Origin of the sequence: Brevibacterium sp. Mu109 (assembly GCF_900169375.1) — a bacterium.
GTDB lineage: Bacteria > Actinomycetota > Actinomycetes > Actinomycetales > Brevibacteriaceae > Brevibacterium > Brevibacterium yomogidense_A.
Window position 1 is genome coordinate 71,876 of the sequence record NZ_FXZF01000008.1, and the last position, 24,595, is coordinate 96,470.

At 67.0% G+C, this 24,595-nt stretch carries 20 protein-coding genes; 3 read left to right on the forward strand and 17 right to left on the reverse strand.

The annotated features are described in order from the left end of the window. Positions 1-17 precede the first annotated feature (17 nt). The 10 genes from rpsS to rpsL all read right to left on the reverse strand — a co-directional run bounded on the left by rpsS (position 18) and on the right by rpsL (position 7,896). Positions 18-299 carry a 30S ribosomal protein S19 gene (gene rpsS, locus BSP109_RS06590; RefSeq protein ID WP_087007633.1) on the reverse strand — a complete coding sequence of 94 codons (282 nt, stop codon included), beginning with the start codon at positions 297-299 and terminating at the stop codon, positions 18-20. A 15-nt stretch (positions 300-314) separates the two neighbouring features. Next, positions 315-1,151 (reverse strand): 50S ribosomal protein L2, encoded by an 837-nt coding sequence (gene rplB, locus BSP109_RS06595; protein WP_087007631.1) that lies wholly within the window; start codon positions 1,149-1,151, stop codon positions 315-317. Positions 1,152-1,182: 31 nt separating this feature from the next. Continuing rightward, on the reverse strand, positions 1,183-1,485 hold the full coding sequence (gene rplW / locus BSP109_RS06600) for a 50S ribosomal protein L23 (RefSeq protein WP_179207138.1): 303 nt from the start codon (positions 1,483-1,485) through the stop codon (positions 1,183-1,185). Then, a complete protein-coding gene (gene rplD, locus BSP109_RS06605; RefSeq protein WP_087007629.1) occupies positions 1,482-2,156 on the reverse strand; it encodes a 50S ribosomal protein L4 in 675 nt (224 codons plus the stop codon). The genes rplW and rplD overlap by 4 nt, the downstream gene beginning before the upstream one ends. Before the next feature lie 3 nt (positions 2,157-2,159). After that, positions 2,160-2,834, reverse strand: coding sequence for a 50S ribosomal protein L3 (gene rplC / locus BSP109_RS06610; RefSeq protein ID WP_087007627.1), 675 nt, complete (start codon positions 2,832-2,834; stop codon positions 2,160-2,162). A gap of 10 nt (positions 2,835-2,844) precedes the next feature. Continuing rightward, complete coding sequence (gene rpsJ / locus BSP109_RS06615; RefSeq protein WP_009379191.1) at positions 2,845-3,153, reverse strand: 30S ribosomal protein S10; 309 nt, start codon at positions 3,151-3,153, stop codon at positions 2,845-2,847. A gap of 399 nt (positions 3,154-3,552) precedes the next feature. Continuing rightward, positions 3,553-4,746, reverse strand: a complete 1,194-nt coding sequence (tuf, locus tag BSP109_RS06620; RefSeq protein ID WP_087007625.1) for an elongation factor Tu — start codon at positions 4,744-4,746, stop codon at positions 3,553-3,555. A gap of 124 nt (positions 4,747-4,870) precedes the next feature. Further along, on the reverse strand, positions 4,871-6,976 hold the full coding sequence (gene fusA / locus BSP109_RS06625) for an elongation factor G (protein WP_101599779.1): 2,106 nt from the start codon (positions 6,974-6,976) through the stop codon (positions 4,871-4,873). Between the two features lie 72 nt (positions 6,977-7,048). Further along, positions 7,049-7,522, reverse strand: coding sequence for a 30S ribosomal protein S7 (rpsG, locus tag BSP109_RS06630; protein ID WP_087007622.1), 474 nt, complete (start codon positions 7,520-7,522; stop codon positions 7,049-7,051). Then, positions 7,522-7,896, reverse strand: coding sequence for a 30S ribosomal protein S12 (gene rpsL, locus BSP109_RS06635; RefSeq protein WP_087007620.1), 375 nt, complete (start codon positions 7,894-7,896; stop codon positions 7,522-7,524). Before rpsL ends, rpsG begins: the two co-directional genes overlap by 1 nt. Before the next feature lie 402 nt (positions 7,897-8,298). Between rpsL and BSP109_RS06640 the strand changes: the two genes are divergently transcribed. Together BSP109_RS06640 and BSP109_RS06645 are read left to right on the forward strand one after the other, a co-directional pair. Continuing rightward, positions 8,299-9,015 (forward strand): DUF1707 domain-containing protein, encoded by a 717-nt coding sequence (locus BSP109_RS06640; protein ID WP_087007618.1) that lies wholly within the window; start codon positions 8,299-8,301, stop codon positions 9,013-9,015. A gap of 43 nt (positions 9,016-9,058) precedes the next feature. Then, positions 9,059-10,084 carry a 6-phosphofructokinase gene (locus BSP109_RS06645; RefSeq protein ID WP_101599780.1) on the forward strand — a complete coding sequence of 342 codons (1,026 nt, stop codon included), beginning with the start codon at positions 9,059-9,061 and terminating at the stop codon, positions 10,082-10,084. A gap of 144 nt (positions 10,085-10,228) precedes the next feature. Here the strand turns inward: BSP109_RS06645 and BSP109_RS06650 are convergent, their stop codons facing one another. The 3 genes from BSP109_RS06650 to BSP109_RS06660 form a co-directional block, all read right to left on the reverse strand. Then, positions 10,229-14,101, reverse strand: a complete 3,873-nt coding sequence (locus BSP109_RS06650) for a DNA-directed RNA polymerase subunit beta' (RefSeq protein WP_101599781.1) — start codon at positions 14,099-14,101, stop codon at positions 10,229-10,231. Between the two features lie 60 nt (positions 14,102-14,161). Beyond that, positions 14,162-17,647, reverse strand: coding sequence for a DNA-directed RNA polymerase subunit beta (gene rpoB / locus BSP109_RS06655; RefSeq protein WP_373404779.1), 3,486 nt, complete (start codon positions 17,645-17,647; stop codon positions 14,162-14,164). A 261-nt stretch (positions 17,648-17,908) separates the two neighbouring features. Further along, positions 17,909-19,060, reverse strand: a complete 1,152-nt coding sequence (locus BSP109_RS06660) for a GNAT family N-acetyltransferase (protein WP_146001095.1) — start codon at positions 19,058-19,060, stop codon at positions 17,909-17,911. 34 nt (positions 19,061-19,094) lie between these two features. Here BSP109_RS06660 and BSP109_RS06665 point away from each other — a divergent pair, with 34 nt between their 5' ends. After that, entirely contained in the window at positions 19,095-19,952 is an 858-nt protein-coding gene (locus tag BSP109_RS06665; protein WP_180959637.1) for an MBL fold metallo-hydrolase, read from the forward strand. Positions 19,953-20,117: 165 nt separating this feature from the next. Here the strand turns inward: BSP109_RS06665 and rplL are convergent, their stop codons facing one another. The 4 genes from rplL to BSP109_RS06685 form a co-directional block, all read right to left on the reverse strand. Further along, positions 20,118-20,507, reverse strand: coding sequence for a 50S ribosomal protein L7/L12 (gene rplL, locus BSP109_RS06670; protein WP_087007606.1), 390 nt, complete (start codon positions 20,505-20,507; stop codon positions 20,118-20,120). Positions 20,508-20,576: 69 nt separating this feature from the next. After that, the gene (rplJ, locus tag BSP109_RS06675; protein WP_087007605.1) at positions 20,577-21,119 is read right to left on the reverse strand and encodes a 50S ribosomal protein L10; all 543 of its coding nucleotides are present in this window, start codon (positions 21,117-21,119) and stop codon (positions 20,577-20,579) included. Positions 21,120-21,413: 294 nt separating this feature from the next. Then, the gene (locus BSP109_RS06680; protein ID WP_101599784.1) at positions 21,414-22,718 is read right to left on the reverse strand and encodes a hypothetical protein; all 1,305 of its coding nucleotides are present in this window, start codon (positions 22,716-22,718) and stop codon (positions 21,414-21,416) included. Next, positions 22,715-24,520, reverse strand: coding sequence for a hypothetical protein (locus BSP109_RS06685; RefSeq protein WP_101599785.1), 1,806 nt, complete (start codon positions 24,518-24,520; stop codon positions 22,715-22,717). Before BSP109_RS06685 ends, BSP109_RS06680 begins: the two co-directional genes overlap by 4 nt. Between the last annotated feature and the right edge of the window lie 75 nt (positions 24,521-24,595).

The window sequence follows — 24,595 nt, forward strand, 5'->3', positions numbered from 1 at the left end:
ACCGTGGGCGCACCGCGTCAGCGGCGACGGCCCTTCCGGTCGTCCTTGTCGTGGCCGCGGAACATCCGCGTCGGTGCGAACTCGCCGAGCTTGTGCCCGACCATCGCTTCGGTGACAAACACGGGAACGTGCTTGCGGCCGTCGTGCACGGCGATCGTGTGTCCCAGGAAATCCGGGATGATCATCGAGCGGCGGGACCAGGTCTTGATGACATTCTTCGTGCCCTTTTCGTTCTGAGCAGCAACCTTCTTGTAGAGGTGCTCGTCGACGAAGGGGCCCTTCTTCAGACTGCGAGGCATGTGTGAGGCTCCCTATCAGCGCTTCTTGCCGGTGCGACGGCGACGCACGATGTACTTGTCGCTTTCCTTGTTCGGACGACGGGTCCGGCCTTCGGCCTGACCCCACGGGCTGACCGGGTGGCGTCCACCCGAAGTCTTGCCCTCGCCACCACCGTGCGGGTGATCGATCGGGTTCATCACGACACCGCGGACGGAGGGGCGGTGGCCCTTCCAGCGCATGCGTCCTGCCTTGCCCCAACTGATGTTCGACTGCTCGGAGTTGCCCACCTCGCCGATCGTCGCGCGGCAGCGCGCATCGACGTTGCGGATCTCACCGGAAGGCATGCGCAGCTGCGCATACGGGCCGTCCTTCGCCACGAGCTGCACCGACGATCCCGCGGAGCGCGCGATCTTCGCGCCGCCGCCGGGACGGAGCTCCACCGCGTGCACGACGGTGCCCACGGGCACGTTGCGCAGCTGCAGGCTGTTGCCGGGCTTGATGTCTGCGTCAGCACCAGCTTCGATGACGTCGCCCTGCTTGAGCTTGGTCGGAGCGATGATGTAGCGCTTGGTGCCATCCACGTAGTGCAGCAGCGCGATGCGCGCTGTGCGGTTCGGGTCGTATTCGATGTGCGCGACGCGCGCTTCGACGCCGTCCTTGTCATGGCGACGGAAGTCGATGACGCGGTACTGGCGCTTGTGACCGCCGCCCTGGTGGCGCGTGGTCACACGACCGTTGCTGTTGCGTCCGCCTTTTTTCGGGAGGGGACGAAGAAGCGACTTCTCCGGTGTCGACCGGGTCACTTCGACGAAGTCGGCGACGGAGCTGCCACGGCGGCCCGGGGTCGTCGGCTTGTGCTTACGGATTCCCATTGTCTTCTAATCCTTACCTGTCAGCCGGCGCTCAGAGCGCGCCGCCGAAGATGTCGATGTCGCCCTGCTTGAGGCTGACGATCGCACGCTTCGTGTCGTTGCGCTTGCCCGTGCCGGTACGCGTCCGGCGGACCTTGCCCTGGCGGTTGAGGGTGTTGACCCGGTCGACCTTGACGCCGAAGATCGCCTCGATGGCGTACTTGATCTCCGACTTGTTCGACCGCGGGTCGACGAGGAAGGTGTACTTCCCCTCGTCCATGAGCGCGTAGGTCTTCTCGGAAACGACGGGCGCGATGATGATGTCGCGCGGGTCCTTGATGGTCACGGAGCTCACTGTGCGTCCTCCTCTGTGCTCGCCGCTGCGGCCGTGCCGGCCGTGCGTGCGAGGAAGGCGTCGAGTGCGGCCTGGGTGAACACGACATCGTCGGACATCAGCACGTCGTACGTGTTGAGCTGATCGACGGGAAGCACGTGGACACGTGTCAGGTTGCGCACGCTCAGGTGGGTGAGATCGTCGCCGCGCTCGATGACGACGAGCTTGTTCCTGCGGTCGGAGATCTTCGCGAGCGCTGCCCGCGCGATCTTGGTCGACGGCACATCGCCGGTCACCAGTGAGGTGACGACGTGCACGCGATCGAGGCGCGCCCGGTCGGAGAGCGCACCGCGCAGTGCGGCCGCCTTCATCTTCTTGGGCGTCCGCTGCGAGTAGTCACGCGGAACCGGACCGTGCACGATACCGCCGCCCGCGTACTGCGGAGCGCGGATCGAGCCCTGACGCGCGTTGCCGGTGCCCTTCTGGCGGTACGGCTTGCGGCCGCCGCCACGGACCTCGGCGCGGGTCTTCGCCTTGTGCGTGCCCTGACGCGCAGCGGCGAGCTGAGCGATCACGACCTGGTGGATCAGCGGAACGTTCGTCGGAACGGCGAACACAGCGCTGGGGAGCTCAGCGGTGCCGGCCTTCGCGCCGTCCGCATCGATGACATCGATGGTCTTCGTGTCAGTCATCTCTTATGCCTCCTTCGCAGAGGTACGAACGAGAACGACTCCGCCCTTGGGGCCGGGGACGGCACCCTTGATGAGCAGCAGTCCGGCGTCCGCGTCGACCGAGTGGACGGTGAGGTTCTGAGTCGTGTGACGGACGGCGCCCATGCGACCGGCCATGCGCATGCCCTTGAACACGCGCCCGGGGGTCGCCGCGCCGCCGATCGAACCGGCCTTGCGGTGGTTGCGGTGCTGACCGTGCGACGCGCCCACACCGGCGAACCCGTGGCGCTTCATGACGCCTGCGGTGCCCTTGCCCTTGGTGGTCGCGGTGACGTCGATCTTCGCGCCGGACTCGAACACCTCAGCCGTGATCTCCTGACCGAGCTCGTAGTCGGCGGAGTCGGCCGTGCGCAGCTCGACGAGGTGACGACGCGGTGCGACGCCGGCCTTCTCGAAGTGGCCAGCGTCAGGCTTGTTGACCTTGCGCGGGTCCATGTCTCCGAAGCCGATCTGCACGGCGGAGTAGCCGTCGACCTCTTCGCTGCGGATCTGGGTCACGACGTTCGGCGACGCCTGCACGACGGTCACCGGCACGAAGTTGTTGTCCTCGTCCCACACCTGGGTCATGCCGAGCTTGGTGCCCAGGATGCCCTTGACGCTGCGGGTGGTGGGGAGAGCTTTGGAACGTGTGTTGGCCATGTCCTCCCCCTCAGAGCTTGATCTCGATGTTGACGTCATCGGCGAGGTCGAGGCGCATGAGCGAATCGACCGCCTTAGGCGTCGGGTCCACGATGTCGATGAGGCGCTTGTGCGTGCGCATCTCGAAGTGCTCGCGGCTGTCCTTGTACTTGTGCGGCGAACGGATGACGCAGTACACGTTCTTCTCCGTAGGCAGCGGCACCGGGCCGACGACCGTTGCGCCTGCGCGAGTGACTGTGTCCACGATCTTGCGTGCGGCACTGTCGATCACAGCGTGGTCGTACGACTTGAGCCGGATGCGGATCTTCTGTCCCGCCATGGCGAAAGTCTCTTCCTTTCGAACTTCCCGGCCATCAACGCCCTCCTTGCGGATGAGCGTCTGCGCCGGCTTGACGTGACCGACCCCCGAGGTCGGGCGTGTCGCTTCTGCCTCGCGGCAGAGTGTCGACACTCGTTCAATGGCTGCCCGGCCCGAACCCGCACGAGTGCAGATTCAACAGCCGGATTCTCCAGGACCGTTCGCGACTCATCGTCGCAGTGCAGGGGTCAGTGGTCCCGGATCACAACCACACTATCTTGGCACGCCGGGCGTGTCCTCGCAAATCCACACCGGTCCCGGGGTACCGGCCGGCGTGCATGACGAAGGGCCCCGGGGTTGCCCCCGAGGCCCTTCGCGGATTCCGCCGCAGGTCACAGACCTGCGGGAGAGTCGTTCAGATCACTTGGTGATAGACACGACACGACCGGCGCCCACCGTGCGTCCACCCTCACGGATGGCGAAGCGGAGGCCCTCCTCCATAGCGATCGGCTGGATCAGCTCGACCGACATGTCGGTGTTGTCGCCGGGCATGACCATCTCGGTGCCCTCGGGCAGCGTGATGACGCCGGTGACGTCCGTCGTACGGAAGTAGAACTGCGGACGGTAGTTCGAGTAGAACGGGTTGTGACGCCCGCCCTCATCCTTCGAGAGGATGTAGACCTGCGCCTCGAAGTTCGTGTGAGGCGTGATCGAGTTCGGCTTCACGATGACCTGGCCGCGCTCGACGTCCTCGCGCTTCGTGCCGCGGAGCAGGAGTCCCACGTTCTCGCCCGCACGGGCGTCCGGCAGGGTCTTGCGGAACATCTCGATCGCGGTGACCGTCGTCTTGGAGGAGTGCTCCTTGATGCCGACGATCTCGATCTCCTCGTTGGGGAGGAGCACGCCGCGCTCCACACGACCGGTGACGACCGTGCCGCGACCGGTGATCGTGAAGACATCCTCGACAGGCATGAGGAAGGGCTTGTCGACGTCGCGCTCCGGCTCCGGGACGTTCGCGTCCACGGCATCCATGAGGTCTTCGACGGACTTGACCCACTTCTCGTCGCCCTCGAGCGCCTTGAGAGCGGACACCGGCACGACCGGTGCGTTGTCTCCGTCGAAGTCCTGCGAGGAGAGGAGGTCGCGGACCTCGAACTCGACGAGCTCGATGAGCTCCTCGTCGTCGACCATGTCCGACTTGTTCAGCGCGGCGACGATGTACGGAACGCCGACCTGGCGTGCGAGCAGCACGTGCTCACGCGTCTGCGGCATCGGGCCGTCGGTCGCTGCGACCACGAGGATCGCGCCGTCCATCTGCGCTGCACCCGTGATCATGTTCTTCACGTAGTCAGCGTGGCCCGGAGCGTCGACGTGCGCGTAGTGGCGCGTCTCCGTCTGGTACTCGACGTGCGACACGTTGATCGTGATGCCGCGCTGCTTCTCTTCCGGCGCGTTGTCGACCTGGTCGAATGCCCGCGACTCGTTGAGGTCCGGGTACTTGTCTGCAAGGACCTTTGTGATCGCTGCGGTAAGAGTCGTCTTACCGTGGTCGACGTGCCCGATCGTCCCGATGTTGACGTGGGGCTTGGTCCTTTCGAATGAGGCCTTTGCCACTGGGTTCCTCCTGGTGTTTGGTGCAGGATATGCGGTTCATATCCTAGAACCGGATTGTGGGTAGATGAGTGAGACTATGCTGACAGCCGATCGGCTCCCGCACAATGTCACGGGTGGGTGAGGATCACTCCCCGCCGCGGACCTTCTGGATGATCTCGTCGGCGACGTTCTTCGGAACCTCTCCGTAGCTGTGGAAGAGCATCGTGTACACAGCACGACCCTGCGTCTTCGAACGCAGGTCGCCGATGTATCCGAACATCTCCGACAGCGGGACCAGAGCCTTGACGACCTTGACGCCGGTGGCGTCCTCCATCGACTGGATCTGACCACGACGCGAGTTCAGGTCACCGATGACGTCGCCCATGTACTCCTCGGGAGTACGGACCTCGACATCCATGACCGGCTCGAGCAGCACGGGATCGGCACGCGGAACGGCTTCCTTGAGCACCATCGAACCGGCGATCTTGAACGCCATCTCCGAGGAGTCGACGTCGTGGTACGCACCGTCGAGCAGCGTCGCCTTGATGCCGACGAGCGGGTAGCCCGCCAGCACGCCGAGCTGCATCGCGGACTCGATGCCCTGGCCCACGCTGGGGATGTACTCGCGGGGCACGCGGCCACCGGTGATCGCATCCACGAACTCGAAGACATTGTCGCCCTCGACCTCCATCGGCTCGATGGAGACCTGGACCTTGGCGAACTGTCCCGAACCGCCGGTCTGCTTCTTGTGCGTGTAGTCGATCTTCGGCACGGCGCGACGGATCGTCTCGCGGTAGGCGACCTGGGGCTTGCCGATGTTCGCCTCGACCTTGAACTCGCGCTTCATGCGGTCCACGAACACGTCGAGGTGCAGCTCGCCCATGCCGCCGATCTCCGTCTGGCCGGTCTCCTCGTTGAGGTTGACCGTGAAGGTGGGATCCTCCTTCACCAGCTTCTGGATCGCCGTGCCGAGCTTCTCCTGATCGCCCTTCGTCTTCGGCTCGATGGAGACGAAGATGACGGGATCCGGGAAGGACATCGACTCGAGCACGATCGGGTTGGCCGGCTCGCAGAGCGTGTCGCCGGTCGTCGTCTCCTTGAGGCCGATGAACGCGTAGATGTGGCCCGCGAAGGCCTGCTCCACCGGGTTCTCCTTGTTGGAGTGCATCTGGAAGAGCTTGCCGACGCGCTCCTTCTTCCCGTTGGTCGTGTTGACGACCTGGTCACCGGTCTTCACCGTGCCGGAATACACGCGCACGTAGGTGAGCGATCCGAAGAAGGGGTGAGTGGCGACCTTGAAGGCCAGCGCCGCGAACGGTCCGCTCTTCTCCGGCTCGCGCGTGATGACCTCGTCCTCGTTGTCGACCGGGTGGCCCTCGATGGCGGGCACGTCGAGCGGGGACGGCAGGTAGTCGGTCACTGCGTTGAGCACCAGCTGGATGCCCTTGTTCTTGAACGCCGAACCGCACATGACGGGGTACGCCTGCGAAGCGATGGTCAGCTGGCGGATGCCGGCCTTCATCTCCTCGATCGTCAGCTCGCCCTCTTCGAGGTACTTCTCCATGAGGTCGTCGTTCGCCTCAGCGGCATCCTCGACGAGCTGCGCGCGGTACTCCTCAGCACGCTCCTGGAGGTCGTCCGGAATGGCGACCTCCGTCATGTCCTGGCCCTTCTTCGACTCGTCCGGCCACTCGTAGGCCTTCATCTCGAGGAGATCGACGACACCGCGGAAGTCGGACTCAGCGCCGATCGGGAGCTGGATGACGAGCGGCTTGGCTCCCAGGCGATCCTTGATGGTGCTGATGGTGTAGTAGAAGTCCGCGCCGAGCTTGTCCATCTTGTTGACGAAGCAGACACGCGGCACGTTGTACTTGTCAGCCTGGCGCCACACGGTCTCCGACTGGGGCTCGACGCCCTCCTTGCCGTCGAACACGGCGACGGCACCATCGAGCACGCGGAGCGAGCGCTCCACCTCGACCGTGAAGTCGACGTGGCCGGGGGTGTCGATGATGTTGAACTGGTTGTCTTCCCAGTAGCAGGTCGTCGCAGCGGACGTGATGGTGATGCCGCGCTCCTGCTCCTGCTCCATCCAGTCCATCGTCGAGGCGCCGTCGTGCGTCTCGCCGATCTTGTAGTTCACGCCGGTGTAGAAGAGGATGCGTTCCGTCGTCGTCGTCTTGCCGGCATCGATGTGGGCCATGATGCCGATGTTGCGGACCTTGCTGAGGTCGCTGAGCACGTCAAGTGCCACGGTTTCTCTCTCTCGTGTCGATGACTCCCCCAGTCCGAGCCGGTGGGCCCGGACTGGGGATCGTCGCCTCTGTTACCAGCGGTAGTGGGCGAACGCCTTGTTGGACTCCGCCATCTTGTGCGTGTCCTCGCGGCGCTTCACAGCGGCGCCCAGACCGTTGGCCGCGTCCATGATCTCGTTCTGGAGGCGGTCGGTCATGCTCTTCTCGCGGCGCTGGCGGGAGTAGCCGACGAGCCAGCGCAGCGCCAGCGTCGTCGAGCGGCTCGCGCGGACCTCGACGGGGACCTGGTAGGTCGCACCGCCGACGCGGCGGGAACGGACTTCGAGTGAGGGACGGATGTTGTCGAGCGCCTTCTTGAGCGTCGTCACCGGATCCTGTCCGTTGAGCTTGTCACGGGTGCCCTCGAGGGCTCCGTAGACGATGCGCTCAGCAGTGGAGCGCTTTCCGTCGAGCAGCACCTTGTTGATGAGCTGGGTGACGACGGGTGAGCTGAAGACCGGATCGATGACGACCGGTCGCTTGGGTGCGGGGCCCTTGCGCGGCATTACTTCTTCTCCCTCTTGGCTCCGTAGCGGCTGCGGGCCTGCTGGCGACCCTTGACTCCCTGTGTGTCGAGAGCGCCGCGGACGATCTTGTAGCGAACACCCGGGAGGTCCTTCACACGGCCACCGCGGACGAGCACGATCGAGTGCTCCTGCAGGTTGTGGCCCTCACCGGGGATGTACGCGGAGATCTCGATCTGGCTCGAGAGCTTCACACGCGCAACCTTGCGGAGTGCGGAGTTCGGCTTCTTGGGAGTGGTCGTGTACACGCGGGTGCACACGCCGCGCCGCTGCGGACCGCCTTTGAGGCCAGGCGTGGCGTTCTTCACGGCCTTGTCCTGTCGCCCCTTGCGGACGAGCTGCTGAATAGTGGGCACTGAGTTGTTCTCCGATGCTTCTCGATGTTCCTAATCCCGGGTCCTCCACGGATGAAGGCCTGCGTCAACCCGAGCGTGTCCGACTGGCGACCAGGTGAAGCTGCCTGCCTGATCCCAGTATCCGCACGGGTCCTGTGCACCCGCAGTCGGGTGTGTCGGACCGGCGGACCAGTGCGATCCCGCTTCTCAGCGGACTGCACTGCCGTGAGCGGCGCGTCCTGGTGTCCACGTCCCTGCAGGTGGGTCGTGGCAGGCTCGCACAGCGCGCGGGCGTGACTGTCCTCAAGACAGCCACGTACCAGATTATCGCGGACGATCGCCAGCGGTCAAAGTCGAGGCGGAGAAGGAAGCAGGATCACATGCGCGAGTGGGCGGTGGAGCCCACTCGGTACTCTAGGACGCATGACGCCTCCGCACTCCTCCGAGCCCGATCGGCACGACGGCGACGACCCCGCGCCGCGGACGCCTCGCCTGCGCGCCGGCGACGAGGAGCGCGACGCAGTCCTCGACGTGCTCGCGCGTGCGCACGGCGCCGGCCGCCTCGACCCCTCCGAGGTCGACGAGCGACAGCGCGATACGCTCCGCGCCCGCTACGTCGACGAGCTCCCCGACCTGATCGACGACCTGCCCGAAGGCCGTGAGCTCGCCGCCCGCTTCTCATCGCACACCGGCCGCGCGGAGCACCCGCGCCCCTCCCCCGGCACCCTCGCGCACACCTCGGGCGGCGACATCGTGCCCGTCACCGCTGGGAGCGGCCCGCCGGAGACGACCGTCGCCGTCCTGAGCGGCAGGGAGCACGTCGTGGAGCCGGGGACGGACCTCGTCCGCAGCTATGCACTCATGGGCGGCGACGAGATCTACCTGGGCGACGTGATGGGGCCGGGGGTCGAAGTGACCCTCGAGTGCTACGCCATGTGGGCGGGCAATGACGTCTACGTCCCCGCCGGAGTCAAGGTGATCGACCGGACAGCCAACCTGATGGCTGGCAACACGATCGCGAAGAACGCACGGGGCGACGGGTCGAACGGCACGGTCATCCTCACCGGCTTCAGCCTCATGGCGGGCCACGACGTGAAGCTCGACCCCAACTGGACGCCGCGCCGGAGCCTCGAGGGCTGAGCGCCCCGGTCCGCGGTCGGCGTCCGGCCGATACCCTGACGGCATGCGCATCGGGATCATGACATCAGGCGGAGACGGACCGGGACTCAACGCTGTCATCCGCGGAGCAGTGCGGAAGGGCGCCCGCGCCCACCGGGTCGAGTTCGCAGGCATCCGCGACGGCTGGCGGGGACTGCTCGAGGACGACATCTCACCGCTCACCACCTATGACGTCCGCGGCCTGTCCGGTCGCGGCGGCACGATCCTCGGCACGTCGCGGACGCACCCGTACTCCGGCGGCGGACCGGACCGGATGCGCGAGGTGCTGGCCGCTCGCGGAATCGACGCGGTCATCGCGATCGGCGGTGAGGGCACGCTCGCAGGCGCCGCACGCCTGGCGGACGACGAGGGACTGCCCGTGGTCGGTGTGCCGAAGACGATCGACAACGACCTCGACGGCACCGATTACACTTTCGGGTTCGATACGGCATCGGCGATCGCGACCGAATCCATCGACCGCCTGCGCACCACTGCCGAATCCCACCACCGCTGCATGGTCGTCGAGGTGATGGGACGCCATGTCGGGTGGATCGCACTGCACGCCGGCATGGCCGCCGGTGCTCACGCAGTCCTCATCCCGGAGTTCCCCGTGCCGTACGACCGGATCTACCGGTGGGTGCGCTCCGCGCAGGACCGCGGTCGCGCCCCGATCGTCGTCGTGGCCGAGGGCTTCGTCCCGGAGGACCGGGGAGAGGCCGTCGCCGCCAAGGGAGACGCGCGCGACGGACGGCCGCGACTGGGCGGGATCGCCGAAGAGCTCGCCCCTCTCATCGAGGAGGCGACGGGCATCGAGACCCGCTCGACGGTCCTGGGGCACCTGCAGCGGGGCGGCTCCCCCACCGCGTACGACCGCGTCCTCTCCACCCGGCTGGGCATGGCCGCCGCAGACATGGCCGTCGAGCGGGCGTGGGGTCAGATGGCGTCGCTCGATTCGACGGAGATCGTCCGCGTCCACATGGCCGACGCGGTCGACAGGCTCAAGAGGGTCCCCCGGAGCCGGTGGGATGAGATGCAGATCCTCCTGGGATAGGCATCCGGTCTCCGGACCGCGGTGAAGGTCAGCTTCACGAACATCCAACTGACCTTCATCAACACGCGGTCCGTCAGAGCTGAATGGCGGAGGGCCCGCACACGCCGTAGCGTGTGCGGGCCCTCTCAATCGCGGAGGAACGACTCAGGCGAAGGAGCCGAAGTCGTAGTCCTCGAGCGGGATCGCTGCACCGGAGTCGCTGCCGAGCGGCGGGTAGAAGTCGCTGTAGGAGTTGGTGAACAGCTCCTGCTTCGCCTCTTCCGTCGGCTCGACGATCATGTCCCGGTACTTGTGCATACCCGTGCCGGCCGGGATGAGCTTACCGAGGATGACGTTCTCCTTGAGACCCAGCAGCGGGTCGGAGCGACCTTCCAGTGCCGCCTCGGTCAGGACGCGCGTCGTCTCCTGGAAGGAGGCTGCGGACAGCCACGATTCGGTCGCGAGCGACGCCTTCGTGATGCCCATCAGCTCGTCGCGCGCAGAGGCCGGCTGACCGCCCTCTGCCACGACGGCCTTGTTCGCCTCCTGGTAGCGACCACGGTCCACCAGCTCACCGGGCAGCAGCTTCGTGTCACCGGACTCGATGACCGTCACGCGACGGAGCATCTGCCGGACGATGACCTCGATGTGCTTGTCGTGGATGCCCACGCCCTGGGAGCGGTACACCTTCTGCACCTCGTCGACGAGGAACCTCTCCGCCTCGCGACGACCGCGGATGCGCAGGACCTGCTTGGGATCGATCGCGCCCTCGACGAGCTGTGCGCCCGCGTCGACGCGCTGACCGTCCTCCACCAGCAGGCGGCTGCGGCGACCGACAGCGTGCTCGATCTCCTCGCCTCCGTCGTCCGGGGTGACGATGACGAAGCGCGTCTTGCGCGAATCGTCGACCTTCACACGACCGGCGGCCTCCGCGATCGGCGCGAAGCCCTTGGGCGTCCGCGCTTCGAAGAGCTCGGTCACACGGGGCAGGCCCTGCGTGATGTCGCCACCGCCGGCGGCGACGCCACCGGTGTGGAACGTACGCATCGTCAGCTGCGTGCCGGGCTCACCGATCGACTGCGCCGCAACGGTGCCGATCGCCTCGCCGATGTCCACGAGCTGACCGGTCGCCATCGAGCGTCCGTAGTGCATCGCGGAGATCTGGACGTCGGAATCGGCCGTGAGGACGGAGTGGACCTTGAGATCCTCCACGCCGTTCGCCACGAGGAGGTCGATGACGTCCCCGTTCACGTCGGTCTTCGCCGGAACGATGACCTCGCCGTCGGAGTTCTTCACGTCCGACACCGTGAGGCGCCCGTAGACGCTCGTCTCCGCGTACTCGTGCGGCTCGAGCGCTCCGTCGAGGCCCCGCTGGGCGATGGGCAGTGTGATGCCCTTCGCCGAATCGGTGTCCGCCGCCCGGACGATGACGTCCTGCGACACGTCGACGAGTCGACGGGTCAGGTAACCGGAGTCGGCCGTCCTCAGCGCGGTGTCCGCAAGGCCCTTGCGTGCACCGTGCGACGCGATGAAGTACTCGAGGACGGACAGGCCCTCGCGGTAGTTCGACTTGATGGGGCGCGGGATGATCTCACCCTTGGGGTTCGTCACCAGTCCGCGCATGCCCGCCAGCTGGCGGACCTGCATCCAGTTGCCCGACGCTCCGGAGTTCACGAGCCGCAGCACGGGGTTCTCCTCCGGGAAGTTCTGCTCCATGGAGGCGGACACCTTGTCCGTCGCCTCGGTCCAGATCTTCACGAGCTCGCCGCGGCGCTCCTCGTAGGTGAGCGCACCGATGCTGTACTGCTCCTCGACGCGATCGACGAGCTCCTCAGCACCGTCCAGCAGCTCCTTCTTGGCCTCCGGCGCGACGATGTCGGACATCGCCACGGTGATTCCGGAACGGGTGGCCCAGTAGAAGCCGTCCGACTTGAAGTTGTCGAGCGTCTGCGCGACCTCGACCTTCGGGTACTCGTCGGCCAGACGGTTGACGATCGCCGACAGCAGCTTCTTGTCCACCGTGCGGTTCACGTACTCGTAGGAATCCGGCAGCACGTCATTGAACAGTGCGCGGCCCAGCGTGGTCGAGAGGACGACCTGCTGTCCGGGCTCCCATCCTTCAGGCGCCGGGATGTCCTTGCCGGGCACCAGGGTGTCGACCCGGACCCGGATCGGAGCACCCAGGTCGAGCTCACCCAGGTCGAAGGCCATGATGGCCTCCGCGATGTCCTTGAACTCGCGGCCCTCACCCGCCGCGCCGGAGCGCTCGCTGGTGAGGTGGTAGATGCCGATGATCATGTCCTGCGAGGGCATGGTCACGGGCTTGCCGTCGGACGGCTTCAGGATGTTGTTCGCGGACAGCATCAGGACGCGTGCCTCTGCCTGGGCCTCCGTGGAGAGCGGCAGGTGCACGGCCATCTGGTCACCGTCGAAGTCCGCGTTGAACGCGGAGCAGACGAGCGGGTGGATCTGGATGGCCTTGCCCTCGACCAGCTGCGGTTCGAACGCCTGGATGCCCAGACGGTGCAGCGTGGGTGCGCGGTTCAGCAGCACCGGGTGCTCCGTGATGACCTCTTCCAGCACATCCCAGACCTGGCCGTGCTGACGCTCGACCATCCGCTTAGCGGACTTGATGTTCTGAGCGTGGTTGAGGTCGACCAGGCGCTTCATGACGAACGGCTTGAACAGCTCGAGCGCCATGGTCTTCGGCAGACCGCACTGGTGCAGCTGCAGGGTCGGGCCCACGACGATGACCGAACGGCCGGAGTAGTCGACGCGCTTGCCCAGCAGGTTCTGGCGGAACCGGCCCTGCTTGCCCTTCAGCATGTCCGACAGCGACTTCAACGGACGGTTGCCCGGTCCGGTGACCGGACGACCGCGCCGGCCGTTGTCGAACAGGGAGTCGACGGACTCCTGCAGCATCCGCTTCTCGTTGTTCACGATGATCTCGGGTGCACCGAGGTCGAGCAGGCGCTTCAGACGGTTGTTGCGGTTGATCACGCGACGGTACAGGTCATTGAGGTCGGAGGTCGCGAAGCGGCCGCCGTCCAGCTGCACCATCGGACGCAGGTCCGGCGGGATGACCGGGACGGCGTCCAGGACCATGCCGACGGGCGAGTTGTCCGTCGTGAGGAACGCGTTGACCACCTTGAGGCGCTTGAGCGCACGGGTCTTCCGCTGTCCCTTGCCCGTCTTGATCAGCTCGCGCAGCATGTCTGCTTCGGCTTCGAGGTCGAAGTCCTTGAGGCGCTGCTGGATGGCAGCGGCACCCATGGAACCCGAGAAGTAGAGGCCGAACCGTGCGACCATGTCGCGGTACAGCGATTCGTCGCCCTCGAGGTCGGAGACCTTGAGGCTCTTGAACCGGTCCCAGACCTTCTCGATCCGGTCGATCTCACGATCGGCGGACTTCCGGAGATTGGACATCTCCTTCTCCGCCTGCGTCTCGATCTTCCGCTTCGCGGCAGCGGTCGCGCCGTCCGCCTCGAGGGCCTTGAGGTCCTCTTCCATCTTCTTGGCACGGCGGTCGACGTCCGAATCGCGACGGTTCTCGACGCGCTTCTTCTCGATGTCGATCTGGTTCTGCAGAGTCGGCAGATCGCGGTGGCGCGACTCCTCGTCCACGGAGGTGATCATGTAGGCCGCGAAGTAGATGATCTTCTCGAGATCCTTCGGGGCCAGATCGAGCAGGTAGCCCAGGCGGGACGGGACACCCTTGAAGTACCAGATGTGGGTGACGGGTGCTGCGAGCTCGATGTGGCCCATCCGCTCACGGCGGACCTTCGCTCGCGTCACCTCGACGCCGCAGCGCTCGCAGATGATGCCCTTGAAGCGGACGCGCTTGTACTTCCCGCATGCGCACTCCCAGTCCCGGGTGGGACCGAAGATCCGCTCGCAGAAGAGTCCGTCCTTCTCAGGCTTCAGGGTGCGGTAGTTGATGGTCTCTGGCTTCTTGACCTCACCGTGCGACCATCGGCGGATGTCGTCGGCCGTGGCGAGGCCGATGCGCAGTTCATCAAAGAAATTGACGTCAGGCACGTGAATCCTTCTCTGTTGGCGGGACGACCGATCGGGCCGTCCCCAGTTCGTTCGGTGGGGTCAGACTTCTTCGACGGTGTTCGCCTCAGGGCGAGACAGGTTGATGCCGAGTTCCTCCGCGGCGCGGAAGACCTCCTCGTCGGAGTCGCGCATCTCCACCTCCATGCCGTCGGACGAGAGCACCTCGATGTCCAGGCAGAGTGACTGCATCTCCTTGATGAGGACCTTGAAGGACTCCGGGATGCCCGGGTCCGGCAGGTTCTCACCCTTGACGATCGCCTCGTACACCTTGACGCGACCGGGGATGTCATCCGACTTGATCGTGAGGAGCTCCTGGAGCGTGTAGGCCGCGCCGTACGCTTCGAGCGCCCACACCTCCATCTCACCGAAGCGCTGACCGCCGAACTGCGCCTTACCGCCCAGCGGCTGCTGGGTGATCATCGAGTACGGGCCGGTCGACCGTGCGTGGATCTTGTCGTCCACCAGGTGGTGCAGCTTGAGCATGTACATGTAGCCCACCGACACGGGGTACGGGAAGGGCTCGCCGGAGCGGCCGTCGAAGAGGCGCGCCTTGCCGGATGCGTCGACGAGTCGCTCGCCGTCCTGGTTGGGCTTGGTGGACTCGAGCAGTCCCCGCAGCTCCTCCCAGTGGGCACCGTCGAACACGGGGGTCGCGACATTCGTGCCCGGCTCCACGTCGTCCACGAAGCCGTGCATCTTCTCTGCCCACTCAGGCGTGCCTTCGAGCTTCCAGCCCTGCTTGGAGATCCAGCCCATGTGGATCTCCATGACCTGGCCGATGTTCATGCGGCGCGGCACACCGTGCGGGTTGAGGATGATGTCCACGGGGGTGCCGTCCTCCAGGAACGGCATGTCCTCGACGGGCAGGATCCGGGAGATGACGCCCTTGTTGCCGTGGCGGCCGGCCATCTTGTCGCCGATCGTGATCTTGCGGCGCATGGCCACGTAGACGCGGACCAGCTGGTTGACGCCGGGGGCCAGCTCGTCATCCTCGTCGCGGTCGAAGACCTTGACGGCGATGACGGTGCCGGACTCGCCGTGCGGGACCTTGAGCGAGGTGTCGCGGACTTCGCGCGACTTCTCACCGAAGATCGCGCGGAGCAGGCGCTCCTCCGGTGTCAGTTCGGTCTCGCCCTTGGGCGTGACCTTGCCGACGAGGATGTCTCCATCGGTGACTTCAGCACCGATGCGGATGATGCCGCGCTCGTCCAGGTCCGCGAGTGCGTCCGGGGCGATGTTCGGGATATCGCGGGTGATCTCCTCAGCGCCCAGCTTGGTGTCGCGGGCATCGACTTCGTGCTCCTCGATGTGGATCGAGGACAGCACGTCGTCCTGCACCATGCGCTGCGACAGGATGATCGCGTCCTCGAAGTTGTAGCCCTCCCAGGACATGAAGGCGACGAGCAGGTTCTTGCCCAGCGCCATCTCGCCGTTCTCCGTCGACGGGCCGTCACCCAGCACACTGCCGACCTCGACGCGATCGCCCTCGTCGACCAGGATGCGCTGGTTGTAGGACGTGCCGTGGTTCGACCGGCGGAACTTCTCCGCCCTGTAGATCTGCTGCGTGCCGTCGTCGTTCATGACGGTGACGTACTCGGCCGACACCTCGGTCACGACGCCGGGGTTCTCAGCGGTGATGACGTCACCCGCATCGACGGCTGCACGGTACTCCATGCCGGTGCCCACGTAGGGCGCTTCGGAGCGGACCAGCGGGACGGCCTGGCGCTGCATGTTCGCACCCATGAGGGCGCGGTTCGCATCGTCGTGCTCGAGGAACGGGATCAGCGCGGTCGCGACGGAGACCATCTGGCGTGCGGACACGTCCATGAAGTCGATCTCTGCGACCGGGATGAGCTCTGCTTCGCCGGACCCGCCCTTCGGACGGGCCAGGACGAGGTCCTCGACGAACTTCGAGCTGTCATCGAGCGGGGCGTTGGCCTGCGCGATCGTGAACTCGAGCTCGTCATCGGCGGTGAGGTACACCGTCTCGTCGGAGACGTTGCCGTCCACGACCTTGCGGTACGGGGTCTCGATGAAGCCGAACGGGTTGATGCGTGCGTACGACGCGAGCGAACCGATCAGGCCGATGTTCGGGCCCTCCGGAGTCTCGATCGGGCACATGCGGCCGTAGTGCGACGGGTGGACGTCACGGACGTCCATGCCCGCGCGGTCGCGTGACAGTCCGCCGGGTCCCAGCGCGGACAGGCGACGCTTGTGCGTGAGGCCCGCGAGGGGGTTGTTCTGGTCCATGAACTGCGAGAGCTGGCTGGTGCCGAAGAACTCCTTGATCGCAGCGACGACCGGGCGGATGTTGATGAGCGACTGCGGGGTGATCGCTTCGACGTCCTGCGTGGTCATGCGCTCGCGGACGACGCGCTCCATGCGGGACAGGCCCGTGCGGACCTGGTTCTCGATCAGCTCGCCGACCGCACGGATGCGGCGGTTGCCGAAGTGGTCGATGTCGTCATCGGCGACACGGAGCTGCACCGGCTGCCCGTCGCGCATGCCCGACATGTGCTCGTCGCCCGCGTGCAGCGCGACGATGTAGCGGATCGTCGCGACGACGTCGTCGGTGCTGAGGACGGAGTCGGTCAGCGGCGCGTCGGTCCCGAGCTTGCGGTTGATCTTGTAGCGACCGACCTTGTCGAGGTTGTACCGCTTGGGGTTGAAGTAGAGGTTGTTGAGCAGCGTGCGCGCCGCTTCCGTCGTCGCGGGCTCCGCGGGACGGAGCTTGCGGTAGATGTCGAGCAGCGCCTCGTCCTGGGTCTGGACGGTGTCCTTCGCCAGGGTCTCGCGCATCGACTCGTACTGGCCGAACTCCTCGAGGATCTTCGACTCGCTCCAGCCCAGCGCCTTCAGCAGCACAGTCACGGACTGCTTGCGCTTGCGGTCGAGGCGGACACCCACCTGATCGCGCTTGTCGACCTCGAACTCCAGCCACGCACCGCGCGACGGGATGATCTTGGCGGTGAAGATGTCCTTGTCGGACGTGCGGTCGGGCGACGTCTCGAAGTACACGCCGGGCGAACGGACCAGCTGGGAGACGACGACGCGCTCCGTGCCGTTGATCACGAACGTGCCCTGCGGCGTCATGAGGGGGAAATCGCCCATGAACACCGTCTGCGACTTGATCTCGCCGGTGTTGTTGTTCATGAACTCCGAGGTGACGAACAGAGGAGCGGAGTACGTCATGTCCCGCTCCTTGCACTCGTCGACGGAGTACTTTGATGGCTCGAAGCGGTGCTCCCGGAACGAGAGCGACATCGCGCCGGCGAAGTCCTCGATCGGGGAGATCTCCTCGAAGATGTCTTCGAGGCCGGAGGTGGTGGCGACGGAGTCGTCACCGATCTCCGTCGCCTCGATGACGCGGTCCTGCCAGCGCTCGTTGCCGATCAGCCAGTCGAAGCTGTCGGTCTGGAGGCTGAGGAGGTCCGGCACTTCGAGGGGTTCGCGAATCTTCGCGAAGGAGATGCGCTGCGGGTGGGTAGCGGGCCTGGTGTGTTCGTCGGCAGCAGCCAATGGGATCCTTCCGGGTGAAACCTGATGTCTCCGGCTAGGCCTGCCCGCTCGTACGGGACGTCGCGATGCACCCATGGGGATGCAGGGAGACGCAGATACGAGCTCGATCGGGCCCACCGCTATATGAAGGCACCTCGAAGGCAGAGCAATGCAAAGAATCAGTCTACGCGCGTGTCGCGCTGTACGCAAACGGCCTGTGGTACGCTCACTGGTTTCCCAGATCCGCGGACCGTCCGCTCACGCCTCGTCCCCTCACGCCTCGAACCCTCACGCCTCGAGACGCAGCTCCCACAGGACGGAGAAGGCCCGCGGACGGAATCCGGCCGCCGTGTTCACCGCGATCATCGCGGTATTCTCCACGGCGTTCCACGTGCAGACGGTCTCAGCATCGGGAGAGACGGCGCGCAGGTGCGCCGCGTTGGCCCTCTTCACCGCGACTGCGAGCCCCCGCCCCCTGGCCTCCGGGCGCACGACCGTGTGCTCCTGGAAGACGACCGGACTGCCGGGGGTCTGCTCGAACAGGGTGAAGGCGAGGAGTCGTCGCCCCTCTGCGATCGCACTGACGACCCGCACGACGTCGGAGGCACGGGCGGTCGCCTCCGCTTCCCGGAGCCTGGCCACGTCCCACGTCTCCGGCTCGAAGGACGCGCCCCCGGTGGGAACGGTCGCCTCGAAGACGGAGTAGAGGTCCGCAAGCTGCGCGGCCCACTCCTTCGGCGCACCGTCCACCCAGCTGACCACTCGCGAGCCCGGAGGGGCGGCACCGCCGCCTCCGGGCGACATGAGCGCGAGGACGGAGAACCTCTCGATCTGCACGGGGGCGAAGCCCGCGGCCGTCATCCGTCGCACACTGCGGTCCGACTGCGACACCGTTCCGCTGCGCGACCGCACTGGAATGGTCGACCCCGCCGGCGGATGGTCGACCACGGTGAAGTGCGCGCCCTCGTCGAGAGTCCGATCGCCGTCCTGACGCAGGACCAGCGGTGAGAGAGGATCTCCGACGACCTCCGTCAGGACTTCATGCGTGAACACCACGTGCCGACCGTGCCGTCGCACTGCCGCGAGCGCGTCCGCGAGCAGGGCCGCATGCAGGGCATCCGCCTCGGCGACTGCGACCAGCGGCGGATCGAGGACCTGCACGTAGGCGGTGTCGGTGTTTTCCCGGACCGGGACCTCGACCACCCACGCGCCCACAGCACGCCCGGTCGCATCCAGTGCGATCGCCGCCTCGCAGACACGGGTCGCGTCGTGCGTCCATTCGCTGCGCCGGCGCTCTGCGGTCGTCGCGAGCTCGGGGATCCCCAGACGATCGCTCATCGCAGCCAGCCCCACGGCTGCGAGCCGCTCGTGGAAGTCCACGTGTGCGGCTTCGTCGGCCGGGAGATCGATCGAGCGGATCATGGAGATGCTGTGGATCACACGCCCAGTCTACGGATCTGTGAGAATGGCGGGCATGTCCGCCACCGTGCACGTCCTCGTCTCCGATCCCGCCCGACTCACCTGCGTGCTGATCACCGGCTCCGACCGCGCGCTGCTGGTCGACACCGGTTCCGGCCCCGACCAGGCCGGGAGGATCCTCTCAGCGGTCCGCGACCTGACCGATCTGCCCCTCATCGTCGCGAACACCCACGACCACTGGGACCACTTCTTCGGCAACCCGACATTCGCCGAGGCCGGGGTCGCCGAATTCCTCGCGTCGCCCGCCTTCGTGCGCGACTCCCCCGGGTCCGCATGGCTGCAGCACGCGGAGGCGAGCGAGCACGTCCTCGATCTCCCCTCCCCCGACGCGCTGGTCGTCCCGACCCGCGCCGTCGCGGACGGCGAGATCCTCGACCTGGGCGCACGACGCGCCGATGAGGCATCCGGAGCGGAGTCGGCGCCTGGAGGCGGTACTGCCCACCGGGTCGAGGCTCACCGCATCGAGGCCCACCGAGTCGAGTTCCTGCACATGACCGGGCACACGGACACGGACCTCGTGGTCCGCGCCGGACCGATCGTCGTCTGCGGCGACCTCGTCGAGGAGGGGGCGCCGCCGCAGGTGGGCCTCGATGCGACCCCGCTCGCGTGGGCGCGCTCGCTCGAATCGCTCCTCGCGCTGCCCGACGTCGACGTGTTCGTGCCCGGCCACGGCAGCCCGGTCGGTCGCGCCTTCGTCGAGACCCAGCGCGATGACCTGTTGCACGCCGCCGAGGCCGACGACGCCTCGACGCTGCCGACCCGCCTCGTGGGAGCCCTCGCGGGCGATGCCGCCCCGGCACCGACCGCACGCGTCGACCCATCATCCGGAGTCGGCGTCACACGGATCCTCTGACGCGTCGTGCCTCGGACCGCATCGGGCCATCGGACCGCATCAGGGCACCACCGTCCCACCGCCTCGACGGATGCAGAACGGCCCCCGTCCCACTGAGTGGGTCGGGGGCCGTTCGATGCGAAGCTCCGTGTGAGCCGCCGCGCGCGGTGGCTCACACGGGCGACATCACTTGACGGTGACGGTCGCGCCTGCAGCCTCGAGTGTCTCCTTGGCCTTCTCGGCAGCGTCCTTGTCGACGCCCTCGAGGACAGCCTTCGGAGCGGAGTCGACGAGGTCCTTGGCTTCCTTCAGTCCGAGCGACGTGAGTCCACGGACCTCCTTGATGACCGGGACCTTCTTCTCGCCTGCGGCTTCGAGCACGACGTCGAATTCGGTCTGCTCTTCAGCAGCCTCGCCGCCGCCGGCGCCGCCGGCTGCCGGAGCTGCAGCAGCTGCGACCGGAGCCGCTGCCTCGACCTCGAAGGTCTCCTCGAACTGCTTGACGAAGTCCGACAGCTCGATGAGGGAGAGCTCCTTGAAGCCCTCGATGAGCTCTGCGGGTGTGAGCTTAGCCATGGTGGCTGTTCCTTCCATTCGCGACCGGGAGTGGTGCTCCGGCCAGTGGGGGTGTTCGGGGTGTCTGGCTCAGGCGTCTGCGGCCGGTGCCTCTTCGGCACCGCCGTTCTTCTCGCGCAGAGCGTCGACTGTTCGCACGGTCTTGACCAGCGGGGCGGTGAACAGGTAGGCGGCCTGGTACAGACCTGCCTTCATGGCACCGGCTGCCTTCGCAAGCAGCACCTCGCGGGATTCCAGATCGGCGAGCGTGGTGATGTCCTCAGCGGTCAGCGCGGAGCCCTCGAGGACTCCCGCCTTGATGACGAGCTGGGGATTCGCCTTGGCGAAGTCACGCAGCGCCTTCGCGGCCTCAGAGGGCTCGCCCTTGACGAACGCGATTGCCGTGGGTCCGGCAAGCTGTCCTTCGAAGGCGTCGATCCCTGCTTCTTTGGCAGCGATGGCGGTGAGAGTGTTCTTCACCACGGCGTAGGTGGCGTGCTCACCAAGCGACCTGCGCAGATCCTTCATCTGCGCAACGGTGAGCCCGCGGTACTCGGTCAGCAATGCGGCGTTCGAGGACTCAAGCTCCTGCTTGATCTCCGCGACCGCGGCTGCCTTGTCGGGCCTCGCCATGGCATTCCTTTCGTTGATGTCGGTGCATCCCGACCCACAGAAAAAGCGTCCCATGCGCAGGCATGAGACGCTCGGATTCCAGCGTGCACGCATGCTCGCTGTCGAAGTTCTCACCTGCGCGGGTCACTCACTGAAGAGTCTTCGTCCGCTGGCGCTCTCCCCGTGATGAGGACAGGCACCGCAGAGACCGACGGTCTTGGGCAATCGGTAACACTACAGACTTCCGGTGGTGACGTCAAAGCGTCGTCTGCGCCGGGGCCCTCATCCTACCGGCCCGCAGCGAACTCTGCTCTCCTACCGGCGCGCGGCGAGCTCGTCCTTCACGAGCTCCACGAGGTCGCCGCCTCCGGTGCCGAACCGGGTGCGGGCCCAGACCGTGTCCCGCTCCGAATAGGGCTTCCCCCGGTCGAGGAGCCAGCGGGGCCGCCGACCGGCGGCCAAGTCATCGTCGCAGCGAGCACACACCGGCGACCCTCGACCGGCGCTCCCGACAGCGCCCGCTCCAGTCCCAGACTCAGTCCCAGCCCCAGCGCCAATCACAATTCCAGCCTCGGACCCAGCCCCCGCGGCACCGTGCGCATCCCCCCGCTCGTGCACCCGCCTCGCACGTGCCTGACCATGCGTGGGGTCGACGGAGCACAGCGAGTCACGCTCCTGCGGATCCGCGCCCTGCACCTGCGCGAGGTCGTCCGCGACGATCGTCAGCAGGACCAGGACCCCTGCGAGGTCCGCCCGCGTCGCATCCCCCGCATCGACCAGCCGTCCGGCGTAGGTGTACGCGTCCATGCCGTGGCGCACGAGGCCGGCCTGCTCCTCGGTGAGGTCATCGGTGTCCAACGCGACCAGGTCGGCCGACAGGTGGAGGGTGTCCTCCGCGAGCGTGCGGCGGATGCTCTGCCGCTGCATGCGCGCCGCGCTCAGCAGCAGATCCGCCGGGATCCGGGAGAAGCGCTGCCGTCGCGCGAGCGTCCGCTTCCGCAGACCCGCGTTCAGCAGTCGTGTCCCGATGAATGCCGCCGCGATCCCGACGATCAGGAGCAGCAGGATCAGCACGTCCGGGCTCAGCCCTCCCAGCGGAGCGCCGCCCGCGCCGGGCTCCTCCTGGATCGAGGTGCCGGTGGAACCGGTCTCCCCCGGCGAGTCCGCGCCTGCGTCGGCTCCGGCTCCGAGGTCCGCATCTGTGTCAGCATCCGGCACCGCGCCCTCCGCACCCAGCTCATCGAGCGTCTCGACGAGCAGTCGCACCCCCTCGTAGCCCGTTCCCGGGCCCTGGTGGGCACTTATGACCTCGCGGACCCCGTCGAGTGCTTCCGATCCGTCATGCGCGATGTGCGCGTCGAGGGTTCCGCGAGGGGATGCGACCAGGTAGAGCCCGTCCTGCCCGGTGCGCTCGTGCACGAGCTCGCCCAGATCGCTGCGGTCGACGTCATCGCCCACGATGAGGACGTAGGTGTCATACGGCAGCGCCTCCGCCTTCGCGGTCACCTGCTCGAGCGTGACATCGGGGATCCGCGACGCGGCCGCGGGGTCGACGTAGACGGACGACTCTGAGAGGTGCTCAGCGATCGTCTCGGCGAGGACCCCTGCGCTCGCGCTCACTGCGTGCCGTCCCGCAGACGCAGGATGTTCTGCTGGACTGCGGGGTTCTTGAGTTCGCTGGGTCGATTCGGGTCGAATCCGCTGCTCCCGGCCGAACCCGTTCCGTCCGCGTCCGACCCGGTGCCGCTGCCGTCCCCGCTCGAACGGAACGCTGTGACGATGGCGGCTGCCAACCCGGCGAAGAACAGGGCTCCGACGGCACCGATCCCTGCACCGCGCAGCGCGTTGAGGATCGGATAGCCCAGCACAGTGGGGCCGGCCTCCGCTGCCCGCTGGGCCAGCTCGGCCTCGGTGAAGAAGCGCTCCGGCTCCCATCCGGCCAGCAGTATCGACACGCTCGCGCCGATGATCGCGGCGAGCAGGAGGATGAGCACCGGCATGACGAGCAGCGACAGACAGCCGCGGACGACATCGCCCCTCCCGTCCCGTCTGCCGACCGGCTGGGAGTCGGGGAGTCCGGTCACGATCGGGCCCAGCGGCCGCACGGCTCCGAACATGCTCGTCGCATAGTCGTCGTGCACGTCGGTGTACCCGCGGACCCGTCCGTCGGACAGCACCCTGAGCGCATCGGGCGCCTCATCGCGCCCCAGAGCGTCGCGGCAGGCTGTGCATGCGGGCACGTCGACCGACGCCGAGGCCCCCTGCACGGAGGCGGTGAGCGTCGTCTGCCCGTGGAACGGGTTGAAGGCGCAGAAGCGCGGCAGGCGTGCGGGGTCGGGTTCCAGACCGTCCTGGAGGTGCCGCTCCCACATCCGCTCGCGCGACTCGACCTCTGCGCGGAGGACGACGAGCGCCGCGGCCTCGACCGGGGGCACCGCGTCATCGACCATCCGCGACGTCACGGTCCGCGTCTTCACTGAGCCGTCAGGCAGCCGGGCACGGATCCGCTCCGCGAGGATCGCGCAGTCGTCCCCCGCGTCGCGCAGCGCGAGCGCCCAGTCCAGTCCTGCCGATGACGTCGCGCGCTGCGGGTCCACTGCAGGGGTCGGCGCCTCCAGCAGCTCCGGAAGCCGCTCGACGATGCTCAGGGGAACACGCGTCGGGGCCATCTCTGCGCCGCGCTGAGCCTCCTGCTCGATGAGTCGTGTGCGGCGGGAGAGATACCAGTACACGCCGATGCCGCCGAAGCCCAGCACGCTGGCGGCGACGATCGCATCCGCACCCCCGGGCTCGTGAGTCTCCAGGTACTTCGTGATGTCACCGTTCTCGAAGCCTGATGCCTCGTAGTCCTGCGGGTTCGGACGAGCCCCTCGGCCCAGCCAGTCCGCACCCCAGCGAGACGCCAGATCGACCGCTGGCTCAGGGTTCACGCGGAAGTCGTCCCCGAAGTCCTCCGGCCAGCCGGAGCCGCCGCCGGGCCCCACACGGTTCCCCGGGAGCGTGTCGCTCACGCCGGACTCGCCCACTGCGTAGACGGACGGGGTCGGTGAGGAACCGGAGACGTCGAAGAACGAGATCACCAGCGGGAACATGTCGTCGCTGAGCCGCACGGCGATCTCCTGCTCGGCCTCGCGCACCGTCTGCGAGTAGAAGTACGGGTCCTCGTCGTCCTCACGCACGACGGGCGGGCTGAAGACCGCCAGGCAGCGGACCCCGTCCGACTCCTCCCCCACCCGTTCCAGCGCCGCGACAGCGCGATCGATGAACCCGGCGGCGACGAGGTCCTGCGCCCCCGGGACAGACAGCACAGCACCCGTCTCCCGCAGCGCGTCGCCGTGCACCCGCACGAAGAGATCTGCGATCTCCGATGCCGACAGCGTGGGATCGCGCCAATCGCGGGCGCCGCCTGAACTCGTGGTCATGCCATGATCCTAGAAGACCGTCCACGCGCCCGGGCCCCGCTCGCGTGCCGATCCTGGCACGGGGAGTCTAGGCTG

Excerpts from the sequence above, each read along its gene's own strand:
- rplJ (WP_087007605.1), bottom strand. The coding sequence starts at position 21,119 with ATGGCGAGGCCCGACAAGGCAGCCGCGGTCGCGGAGATCAAGCAGGAG.
- BSP109_RS06685 (WP_101599785.1), bottom strand. The coding sequence starts at position 24,520 with ATGACCACGAGTTCAGGCGGCGCCCGCGATTGGCGCGATCCCACGCTG.
- BSP109_RS06640 (WP_087007618.1), top strand. The coding sequence starts at position 8,299 with ATGACGCCTCCGCACTCCTCCGAGCCCGATCGGCACGACGGCGACGAC.
- rpsG (WP_087007622.1), bottom strand. The coding sequence starts at position 7,522 with ATGCCGCGCAAGGGCCCCGCACCCAAGCGACCGGTCGTCATCGATCCG.
- BSP109_RS06645 (WP_101599780.1), top strand. The coding sequence starts at position 9,059 with ATGCGCATCGGGATCATGACATCAGGCGGAGACGGACCGGGACTCAAC.
- rpsJ (WP_009379191.1), bottom strand. The coding sequence starts at position 3,153 with ATGGCGGGACAGAAGATCCGCATCCGGCTCAAGTCGTACGACCACGCT.
- BSP109_RS06665 (WP_180959637.1), top strand. The coding sequence starts at position 19,095 with ATGTCCGCCACCGTGCACGTCCTCGTCTCCGATCCCGCCCGACTCACC.
- rplD (WP_087007629.1), bottom strand. The coding sequence starts at position 2,156 with ATGACTGACACGAAGACCATCGATGTCATCGATGCGGACGGCGCGAAG.
- rplC (WP_087007627.1), bottom strand. The coding sequence starts at position 2,834 with ATGGCCAACACACGTTCCAAAGCTCTCCCCACCACCCGCAGCGTCAAG.
- rpsS (WP_087007633.1), bottom strand. The coding sequence starts at position 299 with ATGCCTCGCAGTCTGAAGAAGGGCCCCTTCGTCGACGAGCACCTCTAC.
- rplB (WP_087007631.1), bottom strand. The coding sequence starts at position 1,151 with ATGGGAATCCGTAAGCACAAGCCGACGACCCCGGGCCGCCGTGGCAGC.
- rplL (WP_087007606.1), bottom strand. The coding sequence starts at position 20,507 with ATGGCTAAGCTCACACCCGCAGAGCTCATCGAGGGCTTCAAGGAGCTC.